Annotated in this window: 4 protein-coding genes and 1 pseudogene; 3 read left to right on the top strand and 2 right to left on the bottom strand. The window is 70.7% G+C overall.

The features are described 5' to 3' along the window. Together tal and tkt are read right to left on the bottom strand one after the other, a co-directional pair. Positions 1 to 1,115, bottom strand: a 1,115-nt coding sequence (tal, locus tag JNW89_RS26040; protein ID WP_238450935.1) for a transaldolase, incomplete at its 3' end; no start/stop codon positions are given. Positions 1,116 to 1,131: 16 nt separating this feature from the next. Next, entirely contained in the window at positions 1,132 to 3,270 is a 2,139-nt protein-coding gene (gene tkt / locus JNW89_RS26035) for a transketolase (RefSeq protein ID WP_238450933.1), read from the bottom strand. A gap of 266 nt (positions 3,271 to 3,536) precedes the next feature. Here tkt and JNW89_RS26030 point away from each other — a divergent pair, with 266 nt between their 5' ends. The 3 genes and pseudogenes from JNW89_RS26030 to JNW89_RS26020 form a co-directional block, all read left to right on the top strand. Next, positions 3,537 to 4,490: a heme o synthase gene (locus JNW89_RS26030; protein WP_238450932.1), complete on the top strand. Its 954-nt coding sequence runs from the start codon at positions 3,537 to 3,539 to the stop codon at positions 4,488 to 4,490. 274 nt (positions 4,491 to 4,764) lie between these two features. After that, a complete protein-coding gene (locus JNW89_RS26025) occupies positions 4,765 to 5,097 on the top strand; it encodes a hypothetical protein (RefSeq protein WP_088975121.1) in 333 nt (110 codons plus the stop codon). A 6-nt stretch (positions 5,098 to 5,103) separates the two neighbouring features. Continuing rightward, positions 5,104 to 5,602: pseudogene (locus tag JNW89_RS26020) on the top strand (hypothetical protein); the annotation flags it as partial.

Genomic DNA, 5,602 nt, shown 5'->3' with positions numbered 1-5,602 from the left:
CCGGTGCCCTGCGCGGCGGCGGTGAGCGACTTGCGCACCCCGTCGAGCAGCTCCAGCCAGCTGGCCTCGAACTTCTCCACGCCCTCCCGCTCCAGGGTGGCGATCACGTCGGACATGTCGACGCCCACCGACTCCAGGTCGGTGAAGACCTTGCGGGCCTCGTCGTACGCCCCGGTGATGGTGTCGCCCCGAGTCTCGCCGTGGTCGGCGTAGGCGTGGATGACCGATTCCGGCATGGTGTTGACCGTGCCGGGGGCGATCAGCTCCTCGACGTAGATGACGTCCCGGTAGTCCGGGTTCTTCGTCGAGGTGGACGCCCACAGCGGCCGCTGCGGGTGGGCGCCCGCGTCGGCCAGCGCCTGCCACCGGTCGGAGGAGAAGATTTCGCCGTAGCGCTCGTACGCCAGCCGGGCGTTGGCGACGGCCGCCTTGCCGCGCAGCGCCTTGGCCTCGTCGGAGCCGATCTTCTCCAGCCGCTTGTCGACCTCGGAGTCGACGCGGGAGACGAAGAACGACGCCACCGAGCCGATCTTGGACAGGTCGTGGCCGTTCGCCTTCGCCTGCTCCAGGCCGGCGAGGAACGCCTCCATCACCGCGGAGTACCGGTCCAGGCCGAAGATCAGCGTCACGTTGACGCTGATCCCCTCGGCGAGGGTGGCGGTGATCGCCGGCAGCCCCGCCTCGGTGGCCGGGATCTTGATGAAGAGGTTGGGGCGGTCGATCAGCCACCACAACCCCTTGGCCTCGGCGACCGTCTTCTCGGTCTCGTGGGCCAGCCGCGGGTCCACCTCGATGGAGACCCGGCCGTCGACCCCGGCGCTCGCGTCGTACGCCGGCCGCATCACATCGCAGGCCCACCGCACGTCGTACGTGGTCAGCAGGCGAACCGCCTCTTCGACCTCCAGGCCACGGGTGGCGAGGTCCCTGAGCTGCCAGTTGTACTCGTCCGCGTCGCTCAGCGCCTTGGCGAAGATGGTCGGGTTGGACGTCACCCCGACCAGGTGCTTCTCCCGGCGGAGCTGGTCCAGCCCGCCGGAGCTCAGCCGGACCCTCGATAGATCGTCGAGCCAGATCGCCACACCTGCGGCGCTCAGCTCACCCAGCCTGTCCGTCATGCCGTCCACGCTCCCCTCAGTTGCCGGTCGTGAAACCGGTGATGTCGCCCACCCGGGTCAGCGCCGCGTGCGCGGCGGCCACGATCCGGTCGGGGGTGAACCCGAACTGCTCGAAGAGCACGGAGTGCGGGGCACTTGCGCCGTAGTGCTCCAGGCTGACCGTTTCGCCGCACTCGCCGACGATGGCCCGCCAGGACATGCCGATGCCCGCCTCCACGCTCACCCGTGCCTTTACCCCGCGCGGCAGCACCGACTCCCGGTACGCCTCGTCCTGCTCGTAGAACCACTCCTGGCAGGGCATCGAGACGACCCGGGTGGGGGTGCCGTCGGCCTCCAGCCGCTCCCGGGCGGTGAGGCAGAGCTGCACCTCGGAGCCGGTGCCGACGATGATCACCTGCGGCTTGCCGGTGGACGCCTCGGCCAGCACGTAGCCGCCCTTGGCCACGCCCTCGGCGCTGCCCAGCGTCGCCCGGTCCAGCGTCGGCAGCGCCTGACGGCTCAGCGCCAGCGCGGTCGGCCGGTCGGTGTGCTCCAGCGCCTGCCGCCAGGCCCAGGCGGTCTCGTTGGCGTCCGCCGGGCGGACCACGTCCAGGCCGGGGATGGCGCGCAGCGCGGTCAGGTGCTCCACCGGCTGGTGGGTCGGGCCGTCCTCGCCCAGGCCGATCGAGTCGTGCGTCCAGACGTAGACCACCGGCAGCTTCATCAGCGCCGCCAGCCGGACAGAGGGGCGCATGTAGTCGCTGAACACCAGGAAGGTGCCGCCGTACGGGCGGGTGCCGCCGTGCAGGGCGATGCCGTTGAGGATCGCTCCCATGGCGTGCTCACGGATGCCGAAGTGCAGCGTGCGGCCGTACTCGTGGCCCGGGAAGTCCTTGGTGGCGTGGGTGGCCGGGATGAACGACGGCTCGCCCTTCATGGTGGTGTTGTTGCTCTCCGCCAGGTCGGCCGAGCCGCCCCAGAGTTCCGGCAGCACCGGGGCGAGCGCCTCCAGCACCTTGCCGGAGGCGGCCCGGGTGGCCACGCCCTTGGCGTCGGCGGGGAAGGTCGGCAGGGCCTCGGTCCAGCCCTGCGGCAGCACCCGGCCGGCCATCCGCTCCCAGAGCGCCTTGCGCTCGGGGTTGGCCTGCGACCAGGCGTCGAACGCGGTCGTCCACTCCCGCTGGGCGGCCTCGCCGCGCCTCATCACCTGGCGGGCGTGGTCCAGCACCTCCTCGCCGACCTCGAAGCTCTGCGCCGGGTCGAAGCCCAGCAGCTGCTTGGTGGCGGCCACCTCGTCGGCGCCGAGCGCCGAGCCGTGGATCTTGCCGGTGTTCTTCTTGTTGGGCGCGGGCCAGCCGATGATGGTGCGCAGCGCGATGAAGGAGGGACGCCCGGTCTCCGCCTTGGCGGCCAGCAGCGCCTGGTGGAGCGCCTCCACGTCCTCGTGGTAGTCGCCCTGGTCGGCGTCGCCGGTCCGCCAGTCGACGGTCTGCACGTGCCAGCCGTACGCCTCGTAGCGGGCCGCCACGTCCTCGCTCTTGGCGATCCGGGTGTCGTCCTCGATGGAGATCTCGTTGTCGTCGTAGATCACCGTGAGGTTGCCCAGCTGCTGGTGCCCGGCGAGCGCGCTGGCCTCGTGGCTGATGCCCTCCTCGATGTCACCGTCGGAGGCGATGCACCAGATGTCGTGGTCGAAGACCGAGCCGCCCGGCTCGCTCTCCGGGTCGAACAGGCCCCGCTCGCGGCGGGCGGCCATCGCCATGCCGACCGCGTTGCCCAGGCCCTGGCCGAGTGGCCCGGTGGTGGTCTCCACACCAGGGGTGTGCCCGTGCTCCGGGTGCCCGGGGGTGAGCGAGCCCCACTGCCGCAGCGACTGCAGGTCCTCCAGCGCGAGGGGGTAGCCGGAGAGGAAGAGCTGGATGTAGAGGGTCAGGCTGGAGTGCCCGGCGGAGAGGACGAACCGGTCCCGGCCGGGCCAGTTCGGGTCGGCCGGGTTGTGGCGCATCACCCGGTTGAAGAGCAGGTACGCCGCGGGCGCCAGGCTCATCGCGGTGCCCGGGTGGCCGTTGCCGGATTTCTCCACGGCGTCCATGGCCAGCACGCGGACGGTGTCGACGGCCCGGCGGTCGAGGTCGGTCCAGTTGAGTGCGGGGTGCTCGGGTCGGTTGGCAGCCACGATGGTTGTGCTCCTCGGCAGATGGGCGGAACCCTCACTGATGACCCTATCGAGCGGCCCTAAACGTCCGCCCGGGGATCACTCCACCCTGTTGGGTACGGGTCGGACCCGTCTGGTCGTTCAGCGGGGTCGGTGTGACGGCCCGCACCGTTCTCGGGTCGCCCGGGCAGCCAAAACGACGGCGCGTAGTCTGTGGGTCGGTGTGTCGACCCTCCCCGGGTCCCGCCGACCTGATCACCCCTGCCGATGCCGGAAGGTGGCAATCCGTGAGCATGATCACCGAGCGCCCCGTCAGCGACTCTGCCGGGCAGCCGCCGGTGCGCACGGTGGTCGCGGAGCCGGCCCGCCGCGACGTTCGGGCGGTCGTCGCCGCGTACGTCGCGCTGACCAAGCCCCGCATCGTCGAGCTGCTGCTGGTCACCACGGTGCCGGCGATGATGCTCGCCGACGGCGGCCTGCCCTCGCTCTGGCTGGTGGCAGTGGTGCTGGTCGGCGGCTCGCTCGCGGCCGGCGCGGCCAGCGTGATCAACTGCTACATCGACCGGGACATCGACCAGCTGATGCGGCGTACGAAGCGTCGCCCGCTGCCGGCGCACACCGTCTCGCCGCGCAACGCGCTCGTCTTCGGCCTGGTGCTGGCGGTGGTGTCGGTGGTCCTGATGGCCGCCTTCACCAACCTGCTGGCGGCCGGGCTGACCCTGGCGGCGATCGTCTACTACGACGTCGTCTACACGCTCTGGCTCAAGCGCACCACCCCGACGAACACCTTCTGGGGCGGCGCCTGCGGGGCGGCCCCGGTGCTGATCGGCTGGGCGGCGGTGACCGGCTCGCTGGCGCCGCAGGCCTGGGTGCTCTTCGGCGTGGTCTTCTTCTGGCAGATGCCGCACTTCTACCCCCTGGCGATGAAGTACAAGGACGACTACGCCCGGGCGGGCATCCCGATGCTGCCGGTGGTGGCCTCGGCCCGCCGGGTCAACGCCGAGATCCTGACCTTCGCCTGGATCACCGTGCTGCTCTCGCTGGCGCTCTGGCCGATGGGGATGAGCCCGATCTACGGCGTGCCGACCCTGGTGGTGGGCGGGATCTTCGTGGTCGAGGCGCACCGGCTCTGCCTCCGGGTGGTCCGGGGCGAGGCCGTCAAGCCGATGCGGCTGTTCCACTGGTCGACGACGTACCTGACCATCCTCTTCGCCGCCGTCGCCCTCGACGCGCTGGTCTGACCCGCCGCCGGGCGGCCTCTGACCCGCCCCCGGGCGGGCTCCGACCCGGTCTGTCGCAGTCCGGACGATGAATTTTCAGAGTCGGCTTTCGGTCTGAGTCCCATCGACTCAACTCGGACTCATTGGGGCGATCCGGGCCGCCCGATTCGCCTTCATTTATCCGACAAGTTCGGGCGAATTACCTGTGGTCTTCCTTAAACCCGTAGGTAATTGGCATCACAAATAGTTCATCCTTCTCGCACGTTCGGGGGCATGTCTGCTTAGGCTTCCCGTCATGGCAGATGGTTCCGATACGACGCTGACGGCTGAGCAGACCGCCGAGCAGGCCCCCAACGGGCTGGTCTCGGGCATCAAGTCGTTCGCCGCCGGCCACGGTGGCGCCAAGGCGGTCATCGAGTACGTCGGCAAGCGTGGCGCACGGATCGTCCTCGTTGGCGAGGACGGGGCGTGGGCCGACCAGTTCGCGGACGACACCGTCGTCGCGCGGCAGGCGTGCGCCAAGGCGGGAGTCACCGTCGAGAACGCCTGGGAGCGTGAACTGATGGACCAGATGCGTCCGAGCAACGACCTCTGGCGGTCGATGGCCCGGCGCACGATGGCCCGTTGACATAAATTGACCATTCACCACCAGTCGACCCGGGGGGAACCCCGGGTCGCTCTCGTCACCTGTGACCGGCTCGCCGACCTCGACCCGGACGACCGACTCGTACTCGCCCCGCTCGCCGCCCGTGGCGTCACCGCCGAGGTGGCCGTCTGGGACGACCCCAGGGTCGACTGGGCCGGGTACGACCTGGTCGTGCTCCGCTCACCCTGGGACTACGCGCTGCGCCGCGACGAGTTCGTCGCCTGGGCGCAGACCGTGCCGGCCCTGGTCAACCCCGCCGACGTGGTCCGCTGGAACACCGACAAGCGCTACCTGGGCGAGTTGTCGGCGGCCGGCGTGCCGGTCGTACAGACCTCGTGGGTGGCGCCGGGGGAGTCCTGGCGACCGCCCGCCGACTCCGGCGAGTACGTCATCAAGCCGGCGGTCAGCGCCGGCAGCCAGGACACCGGCCGCTACGACCTGGCCGACCCGGGGCACCGCGAGCTGGCCGCCGCGCACGTGCGGCGGC

The organism is Micromonospora sp. 4G55 (assembly GCF_016803375.1).
This window is presented reverse-complemented; position numbering and strand designations above follow the sequence as displayed.